This window comes from Campylobacter sputorum, assembly GCF_002220775.1.
In the GTDB taxonomy this organism is placed as follows: domain Bacteria; phylum Campylobacterota; class Campylobacteria; order Campylobacterales; family Campylobacteraceae; genus Campylobacter_F; species Campylobacter_F bovis.
The window spans coordinates 23,648-50,395 of sequence record NZ_CP019685.1; the positions used below are offsets into that span (position 1 = coordinate 23,648).

Here is a 26,748-nt window from a genome sequence, read left to right on the forward strand (position 1 = left end):
ATTTTACATATTATTTTATGTAAAGGTTTGATTTATGCCGTCGTTTAATAAAGATGAAATTTACACAGCAACAGAAGTTGTAAGGAATTTTGCATCAGTTATGAAAAAAGTCGATACTGGAGAATTAGGGCGAGTAATTATCGTAAAAAATAGCAAATTTCAAGCCGTGCTTCTTAGTATGAAAGAGTATGAAAGACTGCAAAATGCTGTTACTTTGCTAGAACAAATTTACTCTAATAGAAAAAGGGATGAAATTGGCAGTTAAAGAGATAAAATTTGGTTTTAAAAAATATAACATAAGCTATGAAATTTTAAATCAAAATAATCAAAAAGATATAGTTTTTTTACACGGCTGGGGTGCTAATAAAGAAATAATGAAAAAAGCATTTGGTTCTAAATTTAGCGAATTTAGACATATTTATGTAGATTTGCCTGGATTTGGCAAAAGCTCTATACATTCAGCGATAAATACTAAAGATTATGCAAAAATTATATCTAGATTTTTAAAAGAGATAAACTCAACTAAAGATATAGTTGTAGGACATTCTTTTGGTGGAAAAGTTGGCGTTTTGCTAAACCCAAATACTCTAGTTTTATTAAGCAGCGCTGGTATTGTGGTTAAAAAAAGAATAATTGTGAGACTAAAAATAGCTATTTTTAAGTTTTTTAAGATGCTTGGATTTGGATTTTTATACAAGCTTTTTGCTTCAAAGGATGTTGCTGGTATGAGTAAAGAGATGTATGAGACGCTAAAAAAAGTTGTTGATGAGGATTATAGCCCTTATTTTGGTGCTTATAAGGGTAGGGCATTGATATTTTGGGGAAAAGAAGATAGAACTACGCCTTTAAAATGCGGTGAAAGGATAAATTCTTTGATTAAAAATAGTGAACTTTTTGCGTTAAGTGGAGATCATTTTTTCTTTTTGCTTCATGGCGAGTTTATAAATAATGTAGTTTTGAGTGATTGCACGCAGAGTCATTTTTAGGGTTAAAGTATGGATGTTTTTATATTTATAACAATTTTTCTTTTTACGCTTTTGCTTGGATTTTATCTTATTACAACGCTTCAATGGTTTTCTTATAAATTTGAAAGAGTAATTTTTCACTTTACAAAACCAATTTGGCACCTTTTCTTTTTGATAGTTCCTATTTTGTTTTATTATGCTTTAAGTTATGTAAATTTCATATATTTTGCTGTGTATTTTTACATAATTTTTATCCCTACTTTGTATTTTTGGCACAAAAAACTTGATAAAAAGCTTGTTTTTACATCAAGAGTTAAAAGATTTTTTGTTATTTTGTGTTTAGTAACGCTTTTTATAGATATTTTTCTTATCAAAAAAGTCGAGATTTTACCGATATTTTTGCCACTAATAATATCTTTTTTGATAAGTTTTATTTTTGAGAGTTTTAACTCAAAGCTTTTTATAAAATCTGCTTGTGAAAAATTAGCTAGTATGCCAAATTTAACTATCATTGAAATCACCGCAAGTTATGGTAAAACTAGCATTAAAAATTTTTTATATCAAATTTTGCAAAGCGAATTTAAATGCTATAAAACGCCAAGAAGCGTAAATACTTTAATGGGATTAGTAAAAGATATAAATGAAAATTTAAGCCCTGAGACCGAGATTTACATAGCTGAAGCAGGTGCTAGAAAAAATGGTGATATCGCCCAAATCACGCAGTTTTTAAAACCTAGTATCATCATAGTTGGAGAGATAGGAAAGCAACACATTGAGTATTTTAAAACTATAGAAAATATAAGAAATACTAAGCTTGAAGCTTTAAATTCACCAAATTTAAAGGTTGCTTTTGTACATAGTTCTACGCAAAAGATAGAAGATGAAAAAACTCAAATTTATGATAAAAATTTGAGTAAGATTACTTCAAATTTAGAAGGCATCAAATTTGAAATGAAGTTAAATTCTAGGGATTATGAGTTTGAAACGAAGCTTTTAGGCGAGTTTAACGCTTCAAATTTAGCAGCTTGTATAAATGTGGCTAACTATCTTAAAGTTGATATTAAGACTATACAAAATAGTGTTTTAAATTTAAAAAGCGTAGAGCATAGGTTAGAAAAAATTGAGGCTGGTGGCAAATTTATCATCGATGATAGTTTTAATGGAAATTTTGAAGGAATGAGCAAAAGTTATGATTTAGTAAGAAGTTTTGATGGTAGAAAGGTTATCGTAACACCAGGTATTGTGGAAGCTACTAAAGAGATGAATGAAAGTTTAGCTAAAAAAATAGATGAAATTTTTGATTTAGTCATTATAACAGGCGAGTTAAATGCTGAAATTTTTAAAAGCATTATAGATGAAAACAAGCTTATTTTAGTAAAAGATAAAAGAGATTTAACTCAAATTTTAGGTGAAAAAACTAGAGCAGGGGATTTGATACTTTTCTCAAATGACGCACCAAGTTTTATATGAAAATGCATGGAAATATATTTTGCTTTGATTTTTTTAAATTAAAACTGGTTTGTATATAATTTTATTAAAAAGAAAGGTTGGTTATGGATAAAAATTTAAAAAATACATATATCAAATTTGTAAATTTTTTAGCCGAAATTTTAGGTGAAAATTATGAAATTGTTCTTCACGACATAAGTGATGAGGGGTCAAAGATTGTAGCTATTAGAAATTCTCATATAAGTGGAAGAAGTATTAATTCTCCTATGACAGGTTTTGCTTTAGAATTAATACAATCAAAAAGATACTTAGAATGTGATTATTTAACTAATTATAAAGCTACCACTAGATTAAATTTAGGAATTAGTGGTTCTACATTTTTTATAAAAAATGGTGATAAATTAGAAGGTATGCTTTGCATTAATTATGATGGTAGTAAATATGCAAAAATAGTAAATGAAATTTTATCTCTTGGAAATATAAATCCATTTTTAGATCCAAAAATGTTTATGGAAGATGCTGTAGAACAGTTAAGCGATAGCATTGATGAGATTATAGAAAATATTTTGTCAATAAAATCTAGTGATACTAAAAATTTAAAACCAAAACAAAAAGCACAATGCATTAGTAAGCTTTATGAAAAAGGTATATTTAATATTAAAAACGCTATTCCCGTGGTTGCAAAATATTTAAATTTATCAGAACCAAGTGTTTATAGATATTTGCAAAAAATACAAACTTCAAAGAATTTATAATAAAATAATATTAAAAAATATAAAATTTAGAAAATATTTTATTATTTTTTAAAAAATTCAATAAAAATTTATATTATTTATGCTATATTTTCTCAAATATAATAATTTTTTATTAGAAAGGAGAAAAAATGCATAAGTTACCTTACGGCTCTTACAGAACTTGCGGTGAGTTTATTTTTATCTCAGGACAGCTTCCAGTTGATCTAGAGAGTGGAGATATATGCGGTGATATTAAAACCCAAACCAGAAATTCTCTTCTTAATATCAAAAAAATACTATCTTCTCTAAATTTGGATATAAGTAGTGTTGTTAAAACAACTGTGTTTTTGCAAGATATGAAAAATTTTGATGCAATGAATGAAGTATATGCTGATTTTTTTTGCTAGTCCATATCCTGCTAGAAGCGCTTTTGCGGTAAAAGAACTTCCAAAAAACGCATTAGTAGAAATAGAAGCTATTGCATATAAAGGATAAGATATGAGTGATTTTGGACTAATTTTGACACTTATTGTAGCGATACTTTTGATTGTATTTATGATAAGTAAGTTAAAAATTCATGCGTTTTTAACACTTAGTTTAGCAAGTGCATTTGTTGCCATAGTTACTGGTGTAAAACTAGATGTAATAACAGCTAGTTTAGAAAAAGGCGTTGGCTCTACACTAGGTTTTTTAGCTATTATTATAGGTTGTGGAACTATTTTAGGTAAAATGCTAGAAATTTCAGGTGGCGCTAGGGTAATAGCAGACTTTTTGCTAAACAAACTTGGAAAACAAAGAGTGAATTTAGTAATGGTTTTGGTTGGTTTTATAGCCGGCATTCCAGTATTTGTTGAAGTTGGTTTCGTGCTTTTAGTTCCGTTGGTTTTAGTTGTAGCAAAAGAATTAAAAATAAATCCTGCAACCATAGGTATCTCACTTGCTACTTCGTTGATGACGGTTCATTGTATAGTTCCACCACATCCAGCGGCTACCGCGATAGTTTCTACGCTTAAAGCTGATATGGGTATGGTAATTATGTTAGGACTTTTTACTGGTTTAATTTGTGCTTTTGTAGGTGGTGTAGTTTTTATGAAATTTGTAAAACTTCCTTTAAATACCGATATTAAGCTAGTTAAAACCGATGACATAAAAGATATGCCAAGTTTTGGTATATCGCTATTTACTATATTGTTGCCACTTATTTTGATGCTTTCTAAAACTATTTTTTTACCGTTAGTGGAACAAAGTTCAAGTTTATCAGTGATTATAAAATTTATAGGTGACCCGATAATAGCACTTTTGATATCTGTTTTTGTGGCTTATTATACTTTGGGTATAAAAAGAAATTTAAATATGGATAATATATTTGATATCACATCAAGTTCTTTTTCACCAATTGCAGGAGTACTACTTATTATAGGTGCAGGTGGAGCTTTTAATGAGATTTTAGTTATCAGTGGTATAGGAGAAGCACTAAAAAACACACTTTCTACTTTACCTATAAGTCCTATATTTTTAGCTTGGCTCATAGCTTTGATACTTCACTTAGCCATAGGTTCGGCAACTGTTGCTATGCTAAGTGCAGCTGGTATTGTCTTACCACTTCTTGGAAGTAGCTCGATAAGTCCTGAAATAATGTGTATAGCAGTAGGCAGTGGTGCAATAGGTGCTACAATTGTTACAGATAGCTTATTTTGGTTAGTAAAAGAATATCTTGGTATAAGTGTATCGCAAATGCTAAGGTATTTTACGACAGCTACTACGATAGCATCCATTACAGGTTTAGCAGTTAGCTTTATTTTATCTTTTGTATTTTAAGGAGGATAGAATGCAAGATGTTATGCAAAATTTAAAAAACAAAACTGAGTTTTTGTGGATAAATCCAAAAAATTCAGACCAAGACAATAGTAAATTTAGTATAAGTGATATATAGGATGCAAGGGCTAGGCTTGATAGATTTGCACCTCTTTTAGAAAAGCTTTATGCACAAAGTAAAAAAACTAGAGGCATTTTAGAAAGTCCTTTTGTTGCGGTTAAGGATTTACAAGATGAGTTAGAAAAAAGATATAGCACAAAACTTTATGGAAAACTATATTTTAAACTAGATAGTCATTTGCCAATTAGTGGATCTATAAAGGCTAGAGGTGGAATTTACGAGGTCTTACAGCACTGCGAAAATTTACTTCTAAAAGAAGGGCTTTTAAAAATTGATGATGATTATTCAAAGATAGCAAATGATGATATAAAAAGTTTTTTATCTAAATTTAAAGTCGCTGTTGGTTCAACTGGAAATTTAGGTCTTAGTATAGGTATAATGAGTGCAAAACTAGGATTTAAGGCTAGTGTTCATATGTCAAGTGATGCAAGAGAGTGGAAAAAGGAGATGTTAAGAAGTTATGGGGTTAATGTGGTTGAGTATGAAAGTGATTACTCAATAGCAGTAGCAAATGGTAGAAAAGAAGCACAAGGTGATCCACAGAGTTATTTTGTGGATGATGAAAACTCAAAAAGTCTGTTTCTGGGATACTCGGTAGCTGTCAAAAGGCTCACTGGGCAGTTAAAATCACTAGATATAAAAATAGATGAAAACCATCCGCTTTTTGTCTATCTGCCTTGCGGTGTTGGTGGTGGACCAGGCGGTGTTGCTTATGGTATAAAAAAGGAATTTGGCAAATACGCTCACTGCTTTTTTGCAGAGCCAACGCACAGCCCTTGTATGCTTCTTGGTATGCATACTCAAAAACACAATGAAATAAGTGTCTTTGATATAGGGCTTGATAACAAAACAGCAGCAGATGGGCTTGCCGTTGGTAGAGCTTCATCGCTAGTGGGAAAAATAATGGATACTATGTTAGAGGGTATTTATACTATAAGTGATGATGAAATGTATAAACTTTTGTATCTAGCTTATGAAAAAGAGGATTTAAAGCTAGAACCATCAGCACTCGCTGGTGTTAAAGGAATTTATCACATAAATAAATTATATGATAAAGAAAAGTTAAAAAATGCTACACATATAGCTTGGATTACTGGTGGTTCTATGGTTCCTGATGATGAAATGCTAAAATACATAAATGCTGCAAAAAAGTTAATATAACATCCTAATTTTTCTCTGTTAGAGTTTAAGAACACTCTAACAGAGTTTTGTGAGGTTAAATTTTGATTTTATAAATACACTAAGCTTTTTTGGTGTAAAACAAAAATATTCAAACAACACTTTTGTTATATCACTTTCACCAAGACTATTATGCACTTCATCTGCGAATTTATACCACTTTTATTAGTTATATCCATAATACTAGGGATAAAAGCTAATAAAGTCTTGCGAGTAAAACAACAAAAATTTAGCTTTTATTATGCAATTATTGGCTTTCTAATTATGATAGTAGCAAATATCATAGCTTGGGTTATTGTTTATATAAATATATCTGAAATAATACCTATGGAACTTTTGAATTCTTTATATTTTGATATTATGGCTAAGTATGGTTGTTTTATTTGATATATTTTAATTTAATGGTTATTAATTTAGAATATCAAATAATATTTAAAACAAATTTAACAAATTTTTAGCTACAATTAGCCCAAATTTATTATTTTTTATTAAGAGGTTTTTTTATGAGAGATTTGTTTTTATTTGCTGGGACTATATCACACGATCACAATTTTATTTATATATTTCACCTATGTTTAGTAGCTTTGATTATAGTTTTTCTTGCAAGAATGTCGACAAAATCTATGCATTTAGTGCCTAGAGGATTTCAAAATTTAATGGAAACTTACCTTGGTTTTGTTATCACAATGGGAAAAGAAACTCTTGGAAATGAAGAGTTATCAAGAAAGTATCTGCCTCTTGTAGCAACTATAGGCTTGGTTGTATTTTTTAGTAATATGATTGGCATAATTCCAGGATTTGAGTCCCCTACAGCAAGTCTTAATCTAACTTTGACTCTTGCTTTGTGTGTATTTTTTTACTATCATTACGAGGGCATAAAAGCAAATGGATTTTTTAAATATTTTGGGCATTTTGCTGGTCCTTCAAAATATCTTGCACCACTTATGTTTCCTATAGAAATTATTTCTCATATTTCACGCATTATATCCTTATCTTTCCGTCTTTTTGGAAATATAAAAGGTGATGATTTATTTTTGCTTGTTATGTTAACACTTGCACCTTGGATTATTCCAATTGTTCCATATACACTTCTATTTCTTATGGGTGCTTTGCAGACATTCATTTTTATGACACTTACTCATGTTTATTTAGCAAGTGCGGTAATCATAGACGAACATTAATATAATTTTGCATAAAACCTTTGTAGTTTATAAAATTTAAAAGAAATTTTAGGTAAAATCATTTTTACTTTACAAATTTACAAAGGTTTATCATTATGTTTGAAACAGTTATCGGACTAGAAGTTCATTGTCAGTTAAATACAAAAACAAAAATTTTCTGCTCATGTTCTACTAGTTTTGGAGATGAGGCAAATACTCATGTTTGTCCAGTTTGTTTAGGGCTTCCTGGTGCATTGCCTGTTTTAAATAAAGAAGCTGTAAAAAAAGCTATAAGTTTCGGTTCGGCTATAAATGCAACTATAAATAAGCGTTCAATGTTTGATAGAAAGAACTATTTTTATCCAGATCTTCCAAAAGCTTATCAAATTTCACAATTTAACATTCCGATAGTAGAAAAAGGCGAACTTTTTATAAATGTTAATAATGAAACAAAGAAAATAGGCATAACAAGGGCACATCTTGAAGAGGACGCTGGCAAAAATACACATGAAGACTCTAGAAGTTTGGTTGATTTAAATAGAGCTGGAACACCACTTCTTGAGATAGTAAGTGAGCCTGATATGAGAAGTAGTGATGAAGCTGTTGCGTATCTTAAAAAGCTGCACTCCATTTTGAGGTTTTTAAATATAAGTGATGCAAATATGCAAGAAGGTAGTTTTAGGTGTGATGTAAATGTTAGCATTAGACCAAAAGGCGATGAAAAATTCTACACCAGAGTTGAGATAAAAAACTTAAATTCGTTTAGATTTATACAAAAAGCTATAGAATTTGAAGTTGATCGCCAAATAGCAGCTTGGGAAGACGGTGTTTATGATAAAGAAGTTGTTCAAGAAACTAGACTTTTTGATACCATAAATTTAACAACTAGATCAATGCGTTCAAAAGAAGATAGTGCAGAGTATCGATATTTTCCAGATCCAGACTTGTTACCACTTATAATACCTGATGAAATTTTAGAAGAGTGTAAGAAAATACCCGAACTTCCTGATGAGAAAAAACAAAGATATATTAATGAGCTTGGAATAAAAGAAAGCGATGCCGAGGTTCTTATAAGCGAATATGAAATGGCTCTTTATTTTGAAGATCTTATCAAAGCAGGGCATGAGCCAAAATTATGTGTTACTTGGCTAAGTGTTGAGCTTCTTGGTAGACTTAAAAATGGTGCTACAATTGCTACAAGTCCAGTTAATAGTGCAAAAATGAGTGAGTTATTATCTAAAATAGAAGATAACACAATATCTCAAAAAGCCGCAAAAGAGATACTAGATGAACTTATGCAAAATGGTGGAAATGTAGATGATATCATAGATAGGCTTGGCTTAAAACAAGTTAGCGATGATAGCTCGATTTTAGCTGCCATAGATGAAGTGTTAGCACAAAATAGTGATAAAGTTGATGAGTATAAAAGTGGTAAAGATAAGCTTTTTGGCTTCTTTGTAGGGCAAGTTATGAAAGCTGGAAAAGGTGCATTTAATCCAGCTAAAGTTAATGAGCTTTTAAAACAAAGACTATGAAAATAGCAGTTATAGGTGCGGGAAAGTGGGGAAGTGCACTTTTTAATGCACTTAGCAAAAAAAATGATTGTGTTATAACTTCAAGAAGTGCTAGAGATATTTCAAATTTTGTTAGTATAGATGAGGCACTAAATGCTGAGATTCTTGTTTTTGCACTTTCTAGCCAACACACAAGAGAATTTTTACAAACTCATTTTGTAAATAAAAATCAAAAAATTTTAGTTGCTTCAAAAGGTATAGAAGCCGGTAGTGGAATGTTTTTAAATGAAATTTTTGAAAATTTTATGGATGCTAAAAATTTAGCATATCTTTCCGGTCCTAGTTTTGCTACTGAGGTTTTAGCTGAACTTCCTTGTGCTTTAGTGATTAGTTCACAAAATTTAAGTTTGTGCAATAAACTTGGCGAGTTATTTCCAAGTAAATACATGAAAATTTACTCATCAAATGATGTAGTAGGTGCTGAAATTTGCGGAGCGTATAAAAATGTATTAGCTATAGCAAGCGGGGTTTGTGATGGCTTAAAACTTGGCAATAATGCAAGAGCTAGTCTTATATCAAGAGGTTTAATAGAAATGTCAAGATTTGGCAAATTCTTTGGTGCAAAAGATGAAACATTTATGGGACTAAGTGGAGCTGGAGATCTGTTTTTAACTGCTTCGAGTGTGCTTTCAAGAAATTATAGAGTAGGTATGGGTTTAGCTTGTAAAAAAGACATAAAAACTATTTTAAATGAGATAAATGAAGTTGCAGAAGGAGTTGAAACTGCTAAAGCTATACAAAATATAGCTCAAAAATATTGTATTTACACACCTATAGTAAATGAAGTAGTTTCAATGATAAATGGTAAAAGTCCAACAGAGTGTCTTTGTGATTTGTTAAGAAAAAAATGAGAATAATTTTTATATTTTTGCTTATTTTATCCCTCTCTTTTTGTGATCAAAATAATACAAAACCATCATTAAAGCGAATGATTGGACAAATGATTGTCGTGGGTTTTGACGCTACAAGTGTGCATTCCAAAGAGTTTAAACAGCTTTTAAAAGATTTATCTTATGGGCGAATTGGCGGGATAATTTTACTTGAAAAAAATTTTCAAGACAAAGAGCAGTTATTAACTTTAATAAACAAAATTAGACATATTTCAACAACTCTTCCGCCATTTTTAGGCATAGATGAAAAAACTATTTATAAACTAAACTCAAACTACATTGGTTATGATATGCTAGAAAATATGGCTATAAACTCAAAACCAGTAAAAACTCTATATTCAAATATTGCTAATGATATAAAAAGCTATAGTATAAATTTAAATTTAGCGCCAAATGTTAATACAAAAAATAAAATTTTAAAAAATAATCAAATTAGTGCATATGCAAATGAGTTTATAGATATTTTTACTCAAAAAAATATAATTCCTGTTATGAAATATTTTCCTAGCGATGATAGTGCAAAAATTTATGATTATAGTGATTTAAAAGTTTACTTTGATATGATATCACAGCGAAAAATAGATATTATAATGAGTTCAAGTGCTAAATTTTCAAATTTAGATCCAAATAATGAAGCTTGTTTTTCAGATATCATTTTAGATGGTATTTTAAGGAAAGAACTTGGGTTTAATGGAGTGATAATGAGTGATGATTTGCTAAAAACTGGCAATATTACTCAAAATGTTCTAAAAGCCCTAATAGCTGGAAATGATATAGTATTTGTAAGCTCAAATTTACACAATAATAAAATCTTAGCAAATGAGATGGTAAGTGCTATAAATAAAGCTGTGATTAATGGCAAAATTTCAAGCAAACAGATAGAAAGCTCATATTTGCGTATCAAAAAATTAAAAGAAAATTTGAGATAAATTTTATTTTTACATCTCTTTTTTGTAAGTTAGCATTAGATTATTTCTTAATCTATCGGCATTTTTTTCACCATTTTTTGTATTAGTGCTTATAAATTTATCAATTTTATCTAAAAAAGTAAAAAGCGAGTTTTCCCAAATTTTACTATCTTTACGATTTGTATTCATAGTTTGTATAAATTTAAGCTCTTTTATAAAATCATCTATTTTTTCATCAAATTCGCTTTTGCTTATTAAATTTAAACTCTCATCATTTAAAAACTGCTCTTTAAAGCCCATAAGCTCGTTATTTATAGCTTCACAGAATTTATTATACATGTTAGTATCGTTTGGATCTTCATCTATTTTTTTGGTTAATTTATTTATCTGTATATACATAACTATGGCAACCATTATGGCTATTGTTATCATTAGTCCTAAATTCACTCTTTTTTCCTTTTTATCCCATCAAAGCTTACTATAAAAAGTCCAAGCCAAATAAGGCTAAAGCTTATTATTTTACTAATTCCAAGATTTTCATTATACAAAAAAACAGCTATTAGCATGCTTAGTGTTGGAGAAATGTATTGCATATAACCAATTGTGGATAATTTTAATCTAATTGCGGCTGAGTTGAATGTAAGAAGCGGTAGAATTGTTACTATGCCACATATCATTAATAAAATTCCATTTACATTAAAAGCAAAAGAACTTTGATTGTTTATGCCTAAATATGTTAGATAAATTATACCTATTGGAAATATTAGCATAGTTTCTACAAAAAGTCCTTCAAGAGATGGAACACTTATTTTTTTGTGAAGTAAACCATAAATTGCAAATGAAAGTGGTAAAGCTATGGAAATTATAGGTAATTCTCCCATATCAATAACTTGTATGCAAATTGCAATAAAGACTAAAAATACTGAAAATTTAGCAGCTATTGATAATTTTTCTTTTAAAAAAATAGCAGCAAGGAGTATAGACAAAAGCGGATTTATAAAATACCCTAAACTTGTTTGTAAAATTCTATCTGTTGTTATAGCGTAGATAAAAATTCCCCAGTTTGTTGCTATTAGTAATCCACATAAAAATAGCATTAAGACTATTTTTTTATCACGAAGTATGATTTTTAAATTTAAAAGCCTATTTTTTACTCTAAGAAGTATTATTAAAATAACAAAAGACCATATTATCCTATGGGCTAAAATTTCAACAGCACCAATATTTTCAAGAAGTTTAAAATATATAGGAAAAACTCCCCACATTACAAATGTAGAAAGCCCGTATATAAAGCCTTTTGTAGTTTCGTTTTGTATTTTCATTTTTGAATTTTAAACTAAATTTATAAATATTTTATCTATCTACTTATAATTTTATTTCTGCCTTTTTTCTTAGCCTCATAAAGCAGTTCATCTACTCTTACTAAGCATTTATCTATATCATCATCTTTCATGTATTGAGTTAATCCTATGCTAGTAGTTATTGGTTTATTATTTGGTAAAAATAGCTGTTTTTCGGTATTTTTTATAATTCTGTCTGCTACTTTTTGTGCTTTTTCTAAAGTAGCTCTAGGAAGTATTATTAAAAATTCTTCTCCTCCGTATCTTATACAAATATCATTTTCGCGACAAGAGTTCTTTAAAATTTTTGCGAATTTTATAAGGATTTCATCGCCAACTTTATGACCATATGTATCATTTACTTTTTTAAAAAAGTCTAAATCAGCCATCAATACGCAAAATTCTACACCCTTTTCCTTAAAAAGATTGCTAAAAAATTGCATTTCATCAATTAAAATAGAGCGTCTATAAAGTCCAGTGAGAAGATCTAATTTAGAGTTTTCTTCTATTATTTTATTTGTGATTTTTAACTTGTTTATAGTTTGGGTTAACTCTACTTCTATCTGTTTTTCTCTTGTTATATCCACAATTTCACCTATTAATCCTCTTTGATGAGAGTTATTTATATGAAAACCCTTACTCCAACAAAGCGAAATTTTTGATTCGCCTGTTTTCATTTTAAATGTTGTGCAGTAGTGATGAATGCTTGCGTTTTCTATAAGTTTTAAATCTTCTTTTTGATAAGCCTCTTTTGCGCTAGGTGCTAAATGATCAAGTTCTAAAACGCTTTTTGATATAAAATTTTCTTTTTTTATACCAAAAAATTTTTCATAAGCTTTGTTGAAAAATATAAATTTAGCATTTTTATCTTTTATGAAAACTGGATTTGGTAGATAATCAATTGCATTTTTGTAAAATTCTAAATCTTCTTTGGTTTTTATTAGATCTTGTGAAATTTGTTCAAATTTATTTTTTAGAGGTTGCAAAATTTCTAAAATTTCTTCATCTAAATCATTCCAATTTATGGTTTTTGATTTATCTATCTTTTGAGACCATAATTTGAGGCTTTTTAAAGGTTCCACCCCCCCCCCTTTTTTTTATATTATATGTATTTTTACATATTAGCCCTTTATGTATGATTAAATTAGAAATTAATATATTTTTTTATCAATACATTAAATATATTTGTAAATTTACTATATTTTTTAAATTTATCAAGATTTTAATCAAATTACTAAACTTTTTTATTCATAAATCTAAATTAAAGTTTAAAAAAACTAAGTATAATATTAAAGTTTAAAAAATGTAGTAGAAAAATAAATTATTATTTTTTTATATGAGCAATACAGCATATAAATAAAAATTATTTTTAAAGGAATTTTATGAGTTGGACAATGAATAGTTGGAGAAATTTTAGGGCACTTCAACAACCACAATATGACAATATAGATGAATTAAAAGCTGTTGAAAAAAAGCTAAATTCCCTTCCTCCTTTAATATTTGCAGGTGAGGTTAGAAATTTAAAAGAAAATTTAAAATATGTAAATAATGGAAATGCTTTCTTGCTTCAAGGTGGTGATTGTGCTGAGAGTTTTTTAAATTTTAGTGCGGTAAATATCAGAGATATGTTTAAAGTTATTTTGCAAATGGCTATAGTTCTTACTTATAGCGGTGGTAAACCAGTTGTTAAGATAGGTAGAGTTGCTGGGCAATTTGCAAAACCAAGAAGTAGCGATTTTGAAGAACAAAACGGCATAAAACTCCCAAGCTATAGAGGAGATATCATAAATGGTTTTGATTTTGATGAAATTTCAAGAATTCCTAATCCAAACAGAATGATAGATGCGTATAATCAAAGTGCGGCAACTTTGAACTTACTTAGAGCATTTTCACGCGGTGGTTTAGCAGATTTGCACGAGATACAAAAGTGGAATGTCGGTTTTATAGCTAAAACTGATCTTGATAAAAAATATCATGATTTATGTGAAAATTTATCTCAAACTCTTAAGTTTATGGAAGCTTGTGGAATAAATTCAAAAAATACCCAAGCAATAAATGAAACTATACTATATACATCCCATGAGGCACTTTTGCTTCCTTACGAAGAAGCACTTACTAGAGTTGATAGTTTAACTGGCGAAATTTATGACTGCTCTGCTCATATGCTTTGGATAGGAGAAAGAACTCGTGGGATAGATGATGCGCATGTTCATTTTTTAAGCGGTGTTAAAAATCCAATTGGTGTAAAAATAGGACCTGATGGAAGTAGTGATGATATTTTAAAACTCAGTGATATTTTAAATCCCCAAAATGAAGCTGGTAAATTTAATATTATCATTAGAATGGGTTCTGATAAGATAAATGATAGACTTCCAAAGATATTTAAAAATATCGCTAAAGAGAAAAGAAATATAATTTTTAGCATTGATCCAATGCATGGAAACACTGTAAAAACAACAAATAATTATAAAACTAGGGAATTTGATAAAATTTTAAGCGAAGTAAAATCATTTTTTGAAATTGCAAAAAGTGAAGGTATAAATCCAGGAGGAATTCATTTAGAAATGACAGGACAGGATGTTACAGAATGCACGGGCGGTATATTTAAGCTAACGCAAGATGAGTTAGCTAGTAGATACGAAACCCAGTGCGATCCAAGATTGAATGCAAATCAAGCTTTAGAGCTTGCATTTTTGATAGCAGATGAGCTAAAATCATAAATTTATCAATTTCAAGCAAATTTTCTTTTTCTTAAAAAGTAAAAGTTTTCTTGCTTGGAATTGATAAAAAGAGTGATTTTGCTTTATAATAACTTTATATGAGGTTATATCATGTTAATCTTGCATGCAAGTGATATCCATTGTGATAAATTTCTTATGGAAAAAATTCTTGATTTAAAATACGATGCTTTGTGTATAAGCGGAGATTTACTTGATGAGCCTTGTAGAATATCTATAGATCTACAAATAAAAACTTTTAAAAAGTTTTTCAAAAAACTAAGCAAGCCTATTTTGATATGTAGTGGAAATCATGATTTAGATGCAAAATGGATAAAAGACATAAAAAAAGTTCATTGTGACGATATCAAGGATGTTAAAAAACTGAAATTTGGCTGTGTTCCTTTTGGTTGTGAAGATTTTTCTAAATTTAAAAAATGCGATGTTTTAGTAACACATGTGCCTCCATTTGGTTCTTTATGTTCATTTGATACTCATAATTCAAAAGATTTAGGAGATAAATTTTTAACAAACGCATTGGGAGATGGAGTAATAAAACCTAAATTTATACTTTGCGGACATATTCATTATCCAAAAGAGAGATATGAAAAATTTCTTGGTGTGGAAATTTTAAATTCATCGTGTAATGTTTATGATATAAACATATAGATATATTAATTTTTAATACTTTTACTTTAATAAACTAAAATTATTATCAAAGCTTTGATTTTTGCGTATTTTATAATACTAATCTTCTATTTTTATTTGATTATCCATATTGTAAAGCTTAATTTTTTATTCTAAATTTAAAAATTATGCTATACATTAGTTTAAGTAATATTAGTATATACTATTTGCTAAATGATTTAATATATTTTTTTAAAGGAGAATTAGTGAAAAAACTTTATTTGTATTAGTAATGTTAGTTAGTAGCTTATTTGCTAAAGATACTGTGTATTCAAACAAAGTAAAGTCAGTGTATCTTTCGCCAAATGATACAAAAGTTGCAGGAAGGCTTCTTCCAACAAATGCAATTAATATCTTAGAAGACAGCGAAAAGTTAGTTAAATTTGAGATTAAAGGTTTCGCAAATTCATCTAGTCCAAATATAATTTATCATAGCGATGGAGTTAGAATTTTAGCTCTTGCTTTTTCTAAAACATCAAAACCTGATATTAAAATCATAAAAACAGGCAAAGATGGTGCGTGGAATGAAGTAAAAGTTGTTGCTTATACAACAAAAGGGGATTTTGAAAAAGATTTAAAACCTATGTTTGAAAAAGCATCTAGCCTTTATAAAAGTAACTGCTCTATGTGTCATGCTCTTCATGATATAAATCAATATAATGCAAATCAATGGCCATCTCTATTTAGATCTATGGTAAATAGAACCCCTATACAAAAAGATGATCACTGGCTTGTGATTGAGTATTTGCAAAAACATACGACCAATAAATAAGGAGGATAAATATGCAAAGAAGAAGTTTTTTAAAATTTAGTGCAGCTCTTAGTGGAGCAAGTATGGTGCCTAGTTTTGTTTTTGCAAAAGATTTAAATAAAAGCTTAGTAAAAACTGGCAAAGTTAAAACAGCTGCTCATTGGGGTGTATTAGAAGTTGAAACCAAAAATGGCAAAATTGTAAGCTCAAAATCAGCTCTAAATATAAGTCCATATCCAAATCCATTACAAAATTATACAAAAGATTTGGTTGAAAATTCTCGAGTAAAACATGTTTATGTTAGAAAAAGTTATCTAGCAAATCCAGATAGTCCAAAACCTGAACTTAGGGGAACAGAAGAGTTTGTAAAAGTTAAATATGAAGATGCTATAAAATTAGTTGCAAAAGAACTTAAAAAAACTAGAAAAGCTTTTGGTGCACAAGGTGTTTTTGCTGGAAGCTATGGTTGGAAAAGTAGTGGAAATGTTCATAATTCGCGAATTTTACTTCATAGGTTTATGAATATGAGTGGCGGATTTGTAGGAAGCACTGGGGATTATTCAACAGGAGCAAGCCAAATAATAATGCCTCATGTTGTTGGAAGTATAGAAGTTTATGAACAACAAAGTTCATGGAATGATGTTTTAGCAAATTCAGAAGTTGTTGTTTTATGGGGTGCAAATCCATACTCAACTCTTAAAATTTCTTGGACTTCAAACGAAGAAGAAGCACAAAAATATCTAGAGGATTTAAAAAATAGTGATAAACAAATTTATATGATAGATCCGTATCTAAATGAAACAGGACGCTATTTTGGCGATAAAATAAAATGGATACCAGTCCGCCCAAATACTGATGTTTCTATGATGTTAGCAATGTGTCATTATCTTTATATTACAAATAATTATGATAAAGATTTTATAGAAAACTATACTTATGGTTTTGATAAATTTGTGCCATATCTTTTAGGTAAGATTGATGGTGTAGTAAAAGATGCTAAATGGGCATCTAAAATATGTGGAGTTGAAGCAAAAGTTATAGAGAATTTAGCTAAAACATTTAAAGAACATAAAACAATGTTAATGAGTGGATGGGGTATGCAAAGAGCTGATCATGGAGAACAACCACACTGGGCTCTTGTAACGTTAGCTTCTATGATAGGACAAATCGGACTTCCTGGCGGTGGGTTTGGACTAAGTTATCACTATAGTGGCGGTGGTGTTCCTACTGCAAAAGGTGGTATAGTTGGTGGAATTAATGCTGGAAGTATTGGAAATTATGATGAAAATGGTAAATTTCTAGGACTTGCAAAATCTGATTTTGACTCAAAAGGAACTGGTCAAAGTTGGTTACAAAAAGCTACAAATTATTCTTTTCCTGTCGCTAGGATAGCTGATGCTCTATTAAATCCTGGAAAAGTTATTGATCATGATGGTAAAAAAATAACATATCCTAAAATTGATTTTATTTATTGGGTAGGTGGAAATCCTCTTGTTCATCATCAAGATACAAATACTTTGGTAAAAGCATTTAGAAAACCAAGAACTATAGTTGTAAATGAACCGTATTGGACTCCAACTGCAAAAATGGCTGATATAGTTTTCCCTGTTACAACTCAGTATGAAAGAAATGATATTACAATGGTAGGAGATTATTCAAATATGTATATAGCTCCTATGAAACAAATTGTTGAAAAAGTAGCTGATTCAAAAGATGATTATCAGATTTTTACAGATCTTTGCAAGGCTTATGCAGACGGCTTGGCTGAGGTTTATACAGATGGTGGCAAAGATGAGTTTGATTTTATAAAAGAGTATTATGAAAATGCTAGAAAACAAGTTCTTGCTGTGCCAGATCTTGGAATAGATATAAAAGAATTTAATGAGTGGTGGGAGAGCAATGAACCTATTAAATTTAATTCTACAATGGAAAGTGATAGTTGGGTGAGATTTGCTGATTTTAGGGAAGATCCTATTTTAAATGCTCTTGGAACTCCAAGTGGTCTTATAGAAATTTATTCACAAAATATTGAAAAAATGGGCTATGATGATTGTAAGGCACATCCAACTTGGTTTGAACCAATAGAATGGCTTGGAATGGATAAAAAACCAGCTAGATTTCATATGATGAGTGTTCATCCAAATGATAGACTTCATTCTCAACTTAGCCAAACAAGCCTTAGAAATAAGTATGCAGTAGCAAATAGAGAACCACTTTTAATAAGAAGCGATGATGCAAAAGAACTTGGTATCAAAGATGGTGATTTAGTTAGAGTATTTAATGATAGAGGCGAGGTTTTAGCTGGAGTTAAAATTTATGATAACCTTGCAAAAAATGTTATAGTTTTAAGAGAGGGTGCGTGGTATGATCCGCTTGATCCTACTAAAAAAAGCATTTGTAAAAATGGTTGTGCGAATGTTTTAACCATCGATAAACCGACCTCAAAACTTGCAAATGGCAATATCTCACACACCGCACTTGTAAATATAGAAAAATATACAGAAAAAGCACCTAAACTTACAGCATTTGAAGCTCCAAAAGGTGCGTAATTCTACAAATCTACCAAATTTTAATTTGGTAGATTTTATTAAATTTTAAAATTTTATAAATTTATTTGCATTTATTAAAATTCTTTTACGGATATTTGCCATAACTTCATAAATTGGCTTTTTGGAATGTCTTATGTATGTTAAATTTAATTTTTGTAATATTGCTATAAGATTGATAATTTTTTCCATAGCTTTTGCATTTATATAAAAATTTGGTGAAATTATAAATTATAATGATAGATTTATAATGCTAGCACAGATAAAAAATAAATCATTTCAAATTCTAAACTAAAATATAGCTTATTTTAAATTTAATTTAAGTAAATTTAAATCTTAAATTTTGTAAAATAAAAGCTTTCAATAAAATTTATAGAAAGGGGAGTAATGGCTAAAGATGATGTCATAGAAATAGATGGAAACATCGTAGAAGCATTGCCAAATGCGACATTTAAAGTTGAGCTTGACAATAAGCATGTAATTTTATGTCATATTGCCGGCAAGATGAGAATGCACTATATTAAGATTATGCCAGGAGATAGAGTAAAAGTTGAACTTACGCCTTATAGTCTTGATAAGGGTCGCATAACTTATAGATATAAGTAAATTTAAAGCATTATTTTAGTAAAATGATAGCTTTTGCAACTAAGCTGTAGGAAGAAGTGTTTTTAAAATCACCACTATTTTAAAAACAGTTGGTTTGATACTTTCTTAGAAATTTCATTAAACCTAAGTGCAGTTTGCGTAACAAAGTGGAATAATTTTTTAGGAGACTAAAATGAAAGTTCGTCCTTCTGTAAAGAAGATGTGTGACAAATGCAAGATCATTAAACGCAAAGGCGTGATTCGTGTAATTTGTGAAAATCCAAAACATAAGCAAAGACAAGGATAAAAGATGGCTCGTATTGCAGGTGTAGATTTACCAAAGAAAAAAAGGGTTGAATATGGGCTTACCTATATTTATGGTATAGGTCTTTTTTCATCAAGAAAAATTCTTGATGCAGTTGGAATTTCTTATGACAAAAGAGTTGCTGATTTGAGCGAAGATGAAGCTGCTGCTATAAGAAAAGAAATTCAAGAACACTATATGGTTGAAGGTGATCTTAGAAAAAGCGTAGCAATGGATATAAAAGCTTTGATGGATTTAGGTAACTATAGAGGTTTAAGACATAGAAAAGGTCTTCCTGTTCGTGGTCAAAAAACTAAGACAAACGCTAGAACTAGAAAAGGTAAGCGTAAAACTGTCGGTGCAGCGGCTAAATAAGGATTGAAATATGGCAAAACAAAAAGTAACTAAGAAAAAAGTTGCAAAGAAAAACATTGCTAAAGGTATAGTTTATATTTCTGCAACTTTTAATAATACAATGGTAACAGTAACTGATGAAATGGGAAATGCTATTGCATGGAGTAGTGCTGGCGGTTTAGGCTTTAAAGGTAGTAAAAAATCAACTCCTTATGCTGCACAACAAGCAGTTGAAGATGCCATGAGTAAGGCAAAAGAACACGGTATCAAAGAAGTTGGAATTAAAGTTCAAGGACCTGGTAGCGGAAGAGAAACAGCAGTTAAGAGCGTTGGTGCTATAGAGGGAATAAAAGTAACATTTTTAAAAGATATTACTCCACTTGCACATAATGGTTGTAGACCACCAAAACGCCGCCGCGTATAATTAAATAACTAGGAGAATTATTATGTCAAGATATACAGGACCTGTTGAGAAAATTGAAAGACGATTAGGTGCAAGTTTGTCTATGAAAGGCGAGAGAAGACTTGCTGGGAAAAGTGCTTTAGAAAAAAGACCATATGCTCCTGGTCAACATGGACAAAGAAGAGCTAAAGTTAGTGAATATGGTTCACAGCTTAGAGAAAAACAAAAAGCTAAATTTATGTATGGTATCAGTGAAAAACAATTTAGAGGTTTGTTTAAAGAAGCAGCTAGAAGAGAAGGAAATACTGGTTCGTTATTACTTCAACTTTTAGAGCAAAGACTTGATAATGTGGTTTATAGAATGGGATTTGCAACAACTAGAAGATTTGCTAGACAACTTGTAACTCATGGACATGTATTAGTTAATGGAAAAAAATTAGATATACCATCTTATAGAGTAATACCTGGAGAAAAGATAGAGATTGCTGAAAAAACTAAAGATAATGCACAAGTTAATAGAGCACTTGAGCTTACAAATCAAACAGGTATTGTTGCTTGGGTTGATGTTGAAAAAGATAAAAAATATGGTATTTTTACTAGAATTCCAGAAAGAGAAGAGATAGTTATTCCTGTTGAGGAAAGATTTATAGTAGAGCTTTACTCTAAATAATAGCGAGGTAAATTCATGAGAAAAATTACCACAACAGCTTATATGCCAACAGAGATAGAGGTTGTAAATGTAAGTGAAAATGTTGCAAAAATTATTGCTTATCCTTTTGAAAAAGGTTATGCGGTAACTTTAGCACATCCATTAAGAAGACTGCTTTTTACAAGCACAGTTGGTTATGCGCCAACTGGCATAAAGATAGAAGGTGTAACGCACGAATTTGATAGTATGCGTGGTATGCTAGAAGATGTTGCTCATTTTATTCTAAATCTCAAAAATTTACGCTTTAAGATTAAAAGTGATGCTCAAAGAGTCGTTGTTGAGTATTCTTTTAGTGGTCCAAAAGAAATTATTGGATCTGATTTGAGCAATGATGAAGTTGAGATTGTAAATCAAGATGAATATCTGGCTACTATCAATGAAGATGCTGGATTAAAATTTAGTGTTATAGTTGAAAAAGGCATAGGATATGTTCCAAGTGAGCTTATAAGGGATGATATGCCGTCTGATTATATAGCAATAGATGCTTTCTTTACTCCTGTAAAAAAAGCAGTTTATGATATAGAAAATGTTTTGGTTGAGGATAATCCTGATTTTGAAAAGATTATCTTAACTATAGCAACAGATGGACAAGTAACACCGATAGAAGCATTTAAGAATTCACTAGAATCTATGTATAAACAAATGTCTATATTTAATAAAGTTTTGGATTTAAATATATCAGATGTAACAGCTGGTTCACCTTATGGATCAGAACATTCAAAACTTTTTGAAGGTATAGAAAGTTTAAATTTAAGTGCAAGAAGTTCCAATTGTTTGGAAAGAGCTGAGATAAAATTCATTGGCGAGATTGCTTTAATGGATGAAGATGAATTAAAAGATCTTAAAAATTTAGGTAAAAAATCTCTTGAAGAGATTAAAGCTGTAATGGCTGAAATAGGCTATGCAATAGGTAGCAATGTTCTTGATGGAAACAAAGATCAGCTTAAGAAAAAAATTCAAGATTTAAAGAAAAAAGAAGGATAATACATGAGACATAAACATGGTTATAGAAAGCTTGGAAGAACATCGTCTCACAGAAAAGCAACTTTAAAAAATTTAGCAATAGCTATAATAAATTGTGAAAAGATAGAGACAACGCTTCCTAAAGCTATGGAACTAAAAAGTTATATAGAAAAAATGATAACAAGGGCTAGAAAAGGCGATTTTAATGCTGATCGTGCTGTTTTTGCTTTGTTGCAAGATAAAGTAGCTACAAAAAAATTAGTTAGCGAAATAGCCCCAAAATATGCAAATAGAGCTGGTGGATATACAAGAGTTGTAAAAACTCGTCTAAGAAGAGGTGATGCTGCACAACTTGCCTATATAGAATTAATCGGCGAATAAACTATAAAGTGCCTTTTGGCACTTTATATTTCAAACTTTTTATAAATTTATATTTTTCATATTTCAATATAAGTTCTTATTTATTTTTTTAATCTTTACTAAATACTAAAATATTGCCAAGCATAAAAAATAATATAATTTTAAAATATATTTTATGAATATTTTCGTAGAGATAATCATACAAGATAATATTTTTTATTAAATAATTAAGTATATTTTTATTAATTATGTGTTTAAATTTTATAAATTAAAAAATTTAAGAGGAGTTTTAAATGCTTTCTTTTTATAGGTTGTTTCAAAAGATATTAATTGTTTTATCTATTATTTCGGTTTTTTAGCACTAGGATATATTTTTTATAGTCTAATTGTTGCTTCAAACGATCTTAAAGCGTCTGGTGATAGACAACTTATATCTTATAAATTGGCAGATGAGCTAAGGCAAAGTTCTGATGATTTAACAAGATTGGTAAGAACTTATGCTATTACTGGCGATAAATCTTATAAAGATCAATACTTTGCAATACTTGATATAAGAAATGGTAAAAAATCAAGACCACAGGATTATCACAGAGCATATTGGGATTTTGTAGCTGGTGGAAATCTTAAGCCTAGACCATACGATTTAACTATCTCTTTAAATGATTTGATGGAGCAAAATGGTTTTACTCCACAAGAATTTGAAAAACTAAAACAATCAAATGCAAAATCAGATAATTTGGTAGTTTTAGAAACAAAAGCAATGAATGCTGTTGAAGGTCTTTTTGAAGATTCTAGTGGTAAATTTAGTATAAAAGGTGAGCCTGATTATAAACTAGCATCAAATTTAGTAAATAGTAAAGATTATCATAAATTTAAAGCAGAAATAATGAAGCCACTTGATGATTTTTTTGTGCTTATGGAAAATAGAACAAAAGATGAAGTTAGTAAAGCAAATTCTACTTTAAAAATGTTACAAGTTATATTTGTCATCGTTTTAGTTATAACAGTTGTTTGTATAGGACTTCTTGTATATGTTGGTTCAAAGATAACATATGGAATTTTAGGCGGTAAACCATCTGATCTTGAAAAAGCTGTTTCTGAACTTGCTAATGGAAATTTAGCCCAAGAAGTGAAAACAAAAAATCCAAATAGTGCTATGGGGCTTTTAAAAACAGCTAATGAAAATTTAAGAAAATTGATAGATGATGCAAAACATTTATCATCCGAAAACTCATCAATTTCAGAAGAGTTATCTTCAACATCACTTCAAGCTGGTAAAAGGATAGAAGATTCCGCTTCTTTTGTATCTCAAACAACTCAAAAAGTTGGAGATATTCATAAGACTGTATCTTCTGGAATTGAAGATGCTAGAGGTGGAAAAGAAGATCTAACAAAAGCAAATGAGTATATAGTAGAAACAAATAACTCAATTATATCTTTAACTGAGGAAATTCAGCAAAATGCCACAACTGAGATTGAGCTTGCACAAAGAATGGATCAATTGTGTAAAGATGCAGAGCAAGTAAAATCTGTTTTAATTACTATAAATGATATCGCAGATCAGACAAATTTACTTGCCTTAAATGCAGCTATTGAGGCAGCTAGAGCAGGTGAACATGGTAGAGGATTTGCTGTTGTTGCAGATGAAGTTAGAAAACTTGCTGAAAAAACTCAAAAAAGTTTAGTTGAGATTAATGCTACAATAAATGTTATTGTTCAATCAATTATGGATTCAAGCGAAAAAATGAATGAGAATGCAAAAGGTATGGATAATCTTACAAATATTGCAAATCAAGCAAGACAACAAATGTTAAATATGAAAAAAGCAATGGAAAATGCTATTAAGGTTTCTGAAAAAACAGTTGCTAGTTATATATCAAATGGCGAAAACATTGATGATATAACAAAAAGTATAGAAAGTATTAATGAAATATCAAATAAAAATGCTAGAAGTATAGAAGAGATAGCAAGTGCTTGCGAACACTTAAATAAAATGACAGAGACATTAAATAATAAACTATCTCAGTTTAGAACATGATAAACTATTAGGCAAATGCCTAATAGTTTTTTGATTTAAAATAACACTCTCTAATCTTACTTATATTTATTACTGAAGATTTTATAATAAATTTTTGTTGCATTGATTTTTCAAAATTACTCATTTTATATATAAATTTAAATATTTTTTTAATTATCTATTTTTTGTGAGAGTTTTGTGAGATTTATAAATATAATATCAGGACATATAAATATTTTGTAAAGAGGAGAAAAAATGAGAAAAATTTTAAGTTCAGCACTTGTTGCTGGTATACTTCTTGGTGTTGGAGCTACATCTGCTTTAGCAATTGGTGGTGCAAGTGGTCCAAAGACTGACTATACTGTTCAGGGAAAAATTGGCGAAGTAGTTGTAAATCCATATGATGTAGCACCACTTACGGCTGTTATTAAAAATGGTGGATATAACCTAAAAGATGTGAGTGTTAGAATTGTTCCAAAAAAAGGCGGTCAAGAGATTAAATACAAAGTAGCAGATGGAGAGTTAAAAACACATGGAGGTATCCCAGTGTTTGGTCTTTATCCTGATTATGTAAATACAGTAGAGGTTGAATATACTAGAATTTATAAAGGCAAAGATGAAAAAATTAAAGAAGACTATAAAATTTACGCAGCCCCAGTTTTCTTAGATGCATCTGGATCACGCGGACAAAAAGGTGTGCTTTTTGATAAAATAGAAGTTGTAAAAGCTCCAGATCCTGAATTTAAAGATAGACTATATTTTGTAAATAACTTTCAACCAAAAACAGGAAAAGGCACAAAAGTTGTTTGGAATAACCCTATGGGCGGTGCATTAGAGTGGAACTATAATCCTCAAAATTTTATCATTGATACAACAGGTGAAGTTAGATGGTATTTAGAGCCAAGCAAAATTTACAATCTTAAATCAGCATTTAACGCTGGTGTTATGATGGGCTTTAAACAAAATGATGATGGTGCTTTAACTTGGGGATATGGTCAAAGATATGCTAAATATGACATAATGGGTAGAGAAATTTGGAATAGAGAACTTCCTGCTGGATATGTTGATTTCTCGCACTCAATGGATGATAGCCCAAATGGTCACTATTTCTTAAGAGTTGCAAACGCAAATTTAAAAAGACATGACGGTAAAAATGTAAAACTGTAAGAGATGTTATCGTTGAAGTTGATGAAAACGGTCAAGTAGTAGATGATTGGAGGCTTTATGAGATTTTAGATCCATATAGAGATAATGTTTTAAAAGTGCTAGATCAAGGTGCAGTTTGTCTAAATATCGATGCCAAAGCCGGTGGACAAACTTTAAGCGAAGATGATTTAGCAGCTATGGATACAAATGATCAATTTGGAGACATTGTAGGAAGTGGACCTGGTAGAAACTGGGCTCATGTTAATTCAGTTGATCATGACGCTGAAGATGATAGTATTATAATCTCATCAAGACACCAAAACGCTATTATTAAAATCGGTAGAGATAAACAAGTAAAATGGATACTAGGAAATCCGGTTGGCTGGAAAGATAAATTTAAAGATAAACTTTTAACTCCAGTTGATAGCAAAGGTAAAAAGATTAGTTGCGGTGAAGATGGTGCAAAATGCCCTGGATATGAAAATGAAAAAGGTGGATTTGACTATACTTGGACTCAACACACTGCATTTAAAATAGATGAGAAAAGCAAAGGCAATATCATCTATGTAAGTGCGTTTGATAACGGCGATAGTCGTGGTATGGAGCAACCAGCACTTCCTAGTATGAAATATAGTCGTGCTGTAATTTATAAAATAGATCAAAAGAAAATGACTGTTGAACAAGTTTGGGAATATGGAAAAGATAGAGGATTTGACTGGTATAGCTCAGTTACAAGTTTAGTTGAGTATCAACCAGATAAAAACTCAGTTATGGTTTACTCAGCAGTTGCTGGTATGCAGTTTGATATCGCAACGGGTAATCCTACAGGGCTTCCTAGTCCACATATCAATGAGTTTAAATGGGGTGCAACAAAACCTGGTATAGAGATTAAAATGACAAATGCTATGGGTTACCAAGCATGGCCATTTAATGTTGAAAAAGCTTTTAAAAGATAGAAATTTAGTGCCTTTTTGGCACTAAATTATTTTTTTGTCTTTTGCAACAACTTTCTATTTAATTTTTATATTATATTCTGACTAATGCAGTTATAAATTTATTCAAAATTTAATA

General features: G+C 29.9%; 24 protein-coding genes and 4 pseudogenes. 24 read left to right on the forward strand and 4 right to left on the reverse strand.

Annotation, left to right across the window (positions count from 1 at the left end):
• Positions 1-34 precede the first annotated feature (34 nt).
• The 11 genes and pseudogenes from CSPB_RS00130 (at position 35) to CSPB_RS00185 (ending at position 10,816) form a co-directional block, all read left to right on the forward strand.
• The gene (locus tag CSPB_RS00130) at positions 35-265 is read left to right on the forward strand and encodes a type II toxin-antitoxin system Phd/YefM family antitoxin (RefSeq protein ID WP_089192678.1); all 231 of its coding nucleotides are present in this window, start codon (positions 35-37) and stop codon (positions 263-265) included.
• Positions 255-986: an EstV family lipase gene (locus CSPB_RS00135; RefSeq protein ID WP_089192679.1), complete on the forward strand. Its 732-nt coding sequence runs from the start codon at positions 255-257 to the stop codon at positions 984-986. The genes CSPB_RS00130 and CSPB_RS00135 overlap by 11 nt, the downstream gene beginning before the upstream one ends.
• Before the next feature lie 9 nt (positions 987-995).
• Positions 996-2,435, forward strand: coding sequence for a Mur ligase family protein (locus CSPB_RS00140; RefSeq protein WP_089192680.1), 1,440 nt, complete (start codon positions 996-998; stop codon positions 2,433-2,435).
• 83 nt (positions 2,436-2,518) lie between these two features.
• Positions 2,519-3,169 (forward strand): helix-turn-helix transcriptional regulator, encoded by a 651-nt coding sequence (locus CSPB_RS00145; RefSeq protein ID WP_033917138.1) that lies wholly within the window; start codon positions 2,519-2,521, stop codon positions 3,167-3,169.
• Between the two features lie 128 nt (positions 3,170-3,297).
• Positions 3,298-3,643 (forward strand): annotated as a pseudogene (locus tag CSPB_RS00150) (RidA family protein).
• Between the two features lie 3 nt (positions 3,644-3,646).
• Positions 3,647-4,966 carry a GntT/GntP/DsdX family permease gene (locus CSPB_RS00155; RefSeq protein ID WP_089192681.1) on the forward strand — a complete coding sequence of 440 codons (1,320 nt, stop codon included), beginning with the start codon at positions 3,647-3,649 and terminating at the stop codon, positions 4,964-4,966.
• A gap of 127 nt (positions 4,967-5,093) precedes the next feature.
• Positions 5,094-6,245: pseudogene (locus tag CSPB_RS00160) on the forward strand (D-serine ammonia-lyase); the annotation flags it as partial.
• A gap of 521 nt (positions 6,246-6,766) precedes the next feature.
• Complete coding sequence (locus tag CSPB_RS00170) at positions 6,767-7,444, forward strand: F0F1 ATP synthase subunit A (protein ID WP_089192683.1); 678 nt, start codon at positions 6,767-6,769, stop codon at positions 7,442-7,444.
• 95 nt (positions 7,445-7,539) lie between these two features.
• A complete protein-coding gene (gene gatB / locus CSPB_RS00175) occupies positions 7,540-8,958 on the forward strand; it encodes an Asp-tRNA(Asn)/Glu-tRNA(Gln) amidotransferase subunit GatB (RefSeq protein ID WP_089192684.1) in 1,419 nt (472 codons plus the stop codon).
• Complete coding sequence (locus CSPB_RS00180; protein WP_089192685.1) at positions 8,955-9,848, forward strand: NAD(P)H-dependent glycerol-3-phosphate dehydrogenase; 894 nt, start codon at positions 8,955-8,957, stop codon at positions 9,846-9,848. The genes gatB and CSPB_RS00180 overlap by 4 nt, the downstream gene beginning before the upstream one ends.
• Positions 9,845-10,816 carry a glycoside hydrolase family 3 N-terminal domain-containing protein gene (locus tag CSPB_RS00185; protein WP_089192686.1) on the forward strand — a complete coding sequence of 324 codons (972 nt, stop codon included), beginning with the start codon at positions 9,845-9,847 and terminating at the stop codon, positions 10,814-10,816. The genes CSPB_RS00180 and CSPB_RS00185 overlap by 4 nt, the downstream gene beginning before the upstream one ends.
• Before the next feature lie 9 nt (positions 10,817-10,825).
• On the opposite strand, the gene CSPB_RS00190 is transcribed toward CSPB_RS00185, so the two are convergent.
• Genes CSPB_RS00190 through CSPB_RS00200 form a run of 3 tightly spaced genes read right to left on the reverse strand, consistent with a single transcriptional unit; the run spans position 10,826 to position 13,217 of the window.
• Entirely contained in the window at positions 10,826-11,242 is a 417-nt protein-coding gene (locus CSPB_RS00190) for a hypothetical protein (RefSeq protein ID WP_033917127.1), read from the reverse strand.
• The gene (gene rarD, locus CSPB_RS00195) at positions 11,239-12,117 is read right to left on the reverse strand and encodes an EamA family transporter RarD (protein ID WP_089192687.1); all 879 of its coding nucleotides are present in this window, start codon (positions 12,115-12,117) and stop codon (positions 11,239-11,241) included. Before rarD ends, CSPB_RS00190 begins: the two co-directional genes overlap by 4 nt.
• A 35-nt stretch (positions 12,118-12,152) precedes the next feature.
• Positions 12,153-13,217, reverse strand: a complete 1,065-nt coding sequence (locus CSPB_RS00200; RefSeq protein WP_089192688.1) for a GGDEF domain-containing protein — start codon at positions 13,215-13,217, stop codon at positions 12,153-12,155.
• A 300-nt stretch (positions 13,218-13,517) separates the two neighbouring features.
• Here CSPB_RS00200 and CSPB_RS00205 point away from each other — a divergent pair, with 300 nt between their 5' ends.
• The 4 genes from CSPB_RS00205 to CSPB_RS00220 all read left to right on the forward strand — a co-directional run bounded on the left by CSPB_RS00205 (position 13,518) and on the right by CSPB_RS00220 (position 18,839).
• Entirely contained in the window at positions 13,518-14,855 is a 1,338-nt protein-coding gene (locus tag CSPB_RS00205) for a class II 3-deoxy-7-phosphoheptulonate synthase (RefSeq protein WP_089192689.1), read from the forward strand.
• Positions 14,856-14,966: 111 nt separating this feature from the next.
• Positions 14,967-15,521 carry a metallophosphoesterase family protein gene (locus tag CSPB_RS00210; RefSeq protein WP_089188833.1) on the forward strand — a complete coding sequence of 185 codons (555 nt, stop codon included), beginning with the start codon at positions 14,967-14,969 and terminating at the stop codon, positions 15,519-15,521.
• A 250-nt stretch (positions 15,522-15,771) separates the two neighbouring features.
• Positions 15,772-16,311 (forward strand): cytochrome C, encoded by a 540-nt coding sequence (locus tag CSPB_RS00215; protein WP_089188834.1) that lies wholly within the window; start codon positions 15,772-15,774, stop codon positions 16,309-16,311.
• A gap of 11 nt (positions 16,312-16,322) precedes the next feature.
• Complete coding sequence (locus CSPB_RS00220; RefSeq protein WP_228842455.1) at positions 16,323-18,839, forward strand: molybdopterin guanine dinucleotide-containing S/N-oxide reductase; 2,517 nt, start codon at positions 16,323-16,325, stop codon at positions 18,837-18,839.
• 45 nt (positions 18,840-18,884) lie between these two features.
• On the opposite strand, the gene CSPB_RS08545 is transcribed toward CSPB_RS00220, so the two are convergent.
• Positions 18,885-19,028: a hypothetical protein gene (locus CSPB_RS08545; protein WP_161492163.1), complete on the reverse strand. Its 144-nt coding sequence runs from the start codon at positions 19,026-19,028 to the stop codon at positions 18,885-18,887.
• Between the two features lie 195 nt (positions 19,029-19,223).
• Here CSPB_RS08545 and infA point away from each other — a divergent pair, with 195 nt between their 5' ends.
• From infA to CSPB_RS00265, 9 genes and pseudogenes are all read left to right on the forward strand, one after another.
• A complete protein-coding gene (gene infA, locus CSPB_RS00225; protein ID WP_033917121.1) occupies positions 19,224-19,442 on the forward strand; it encodes a translation initiation factor IF-1 in 219 nt (72 codons plus the stop codon).
• 172 nt (positions 19,443-19,614) lie between these two features.
• Positions 19,615-19,728: a 50S ribosomal protein L36 gene (gene rpmJ / locus CSPB_RS00230; RefSeq protein WP_033917120.1), complete on the forward strand. Its 114-nt coding sequence runs from the start codon at positions 19,615-19,617 to the stop codon at positions 19,726-19,728.
• 3 nt (positions 19,729-19,731) lie between these two features.
• Entirely contained in the window at positions 19,732-20,100 is a 369-nt protein-coding gene (gene rpsM, locus CSPB_RS00235) for a 30S ribosomal protein S13 (RefSeq protein ID WP_089181757.1), read from the forward strand.
• Between the two features lie 10 nt (positions 20,101-20,110).
• Positions 20,111-20,503 (forward strand): 30S ribosomal protein S11, encoded by a 393-nt coding sequence (gene rpsK, locus CSPB_RS00240; protein WP_089181758.1) that lies wholly within the window; start codon positions 20,111-20,113, stop codon positions 20,501-20,503.
• Positions 20,504-20,525: 22 nt separating this feature from the next.
• Positions 20,526-21,152 (forward strand): 30S ribosomal protein S4, encoded by a 627-nt coding sequence (gene rpsD / locus CSPB_RS00245; protein ID WP_089192691.1) that lies wholly within the window; start codon positions 20,526-20,528, stop codon positions 21,150-21,152.
• Between the two features lie 15 nt (positions 21,153-21,167).
• On the forward strand, positions 21,168-22,175 hold the full coding sequence (locus CSPB_RS00250) for a DNA-directed RNA polymerase subunit alpha (protein WP_089192692.1): 1,008 nt from the start codon (positions 21,168-21,170) through the stop codon (positions 22,173-22,175).
• 3 nt (positions 22,176-22,178) lie between these two features.
• Complete coding sequence (gene rplQ, locus CSPB_RS00255) at positions 22,179-22,535, forward strand: 50S ribosomal protein L17 (RefSeq protein WP_033917115.1); 357 nt, start codon at positions 22,179-22,181, stop codon at positions 22,533-22,535.
• A gap of 1,498 nt (positions 22,536-24,033) precedes the next feature.
• A pseudogene (locus tag CSPB_RS09165) lies at positions 24,034-24,552 on the forward strand (methyl-accepting chemotaxis protein); the annotation flags it as partial.
• A gap of 234 nt (positions 24,553-24,786) precedes the next feature.
• Positions 24,787-26,633 (forward strand): annotated as a pseudogene (locus CSPB_RS00265) (aryl-sulfate sulfotransferase).
• Positions 26,634-26,748 lie beyond the last annotated feature (115 nt).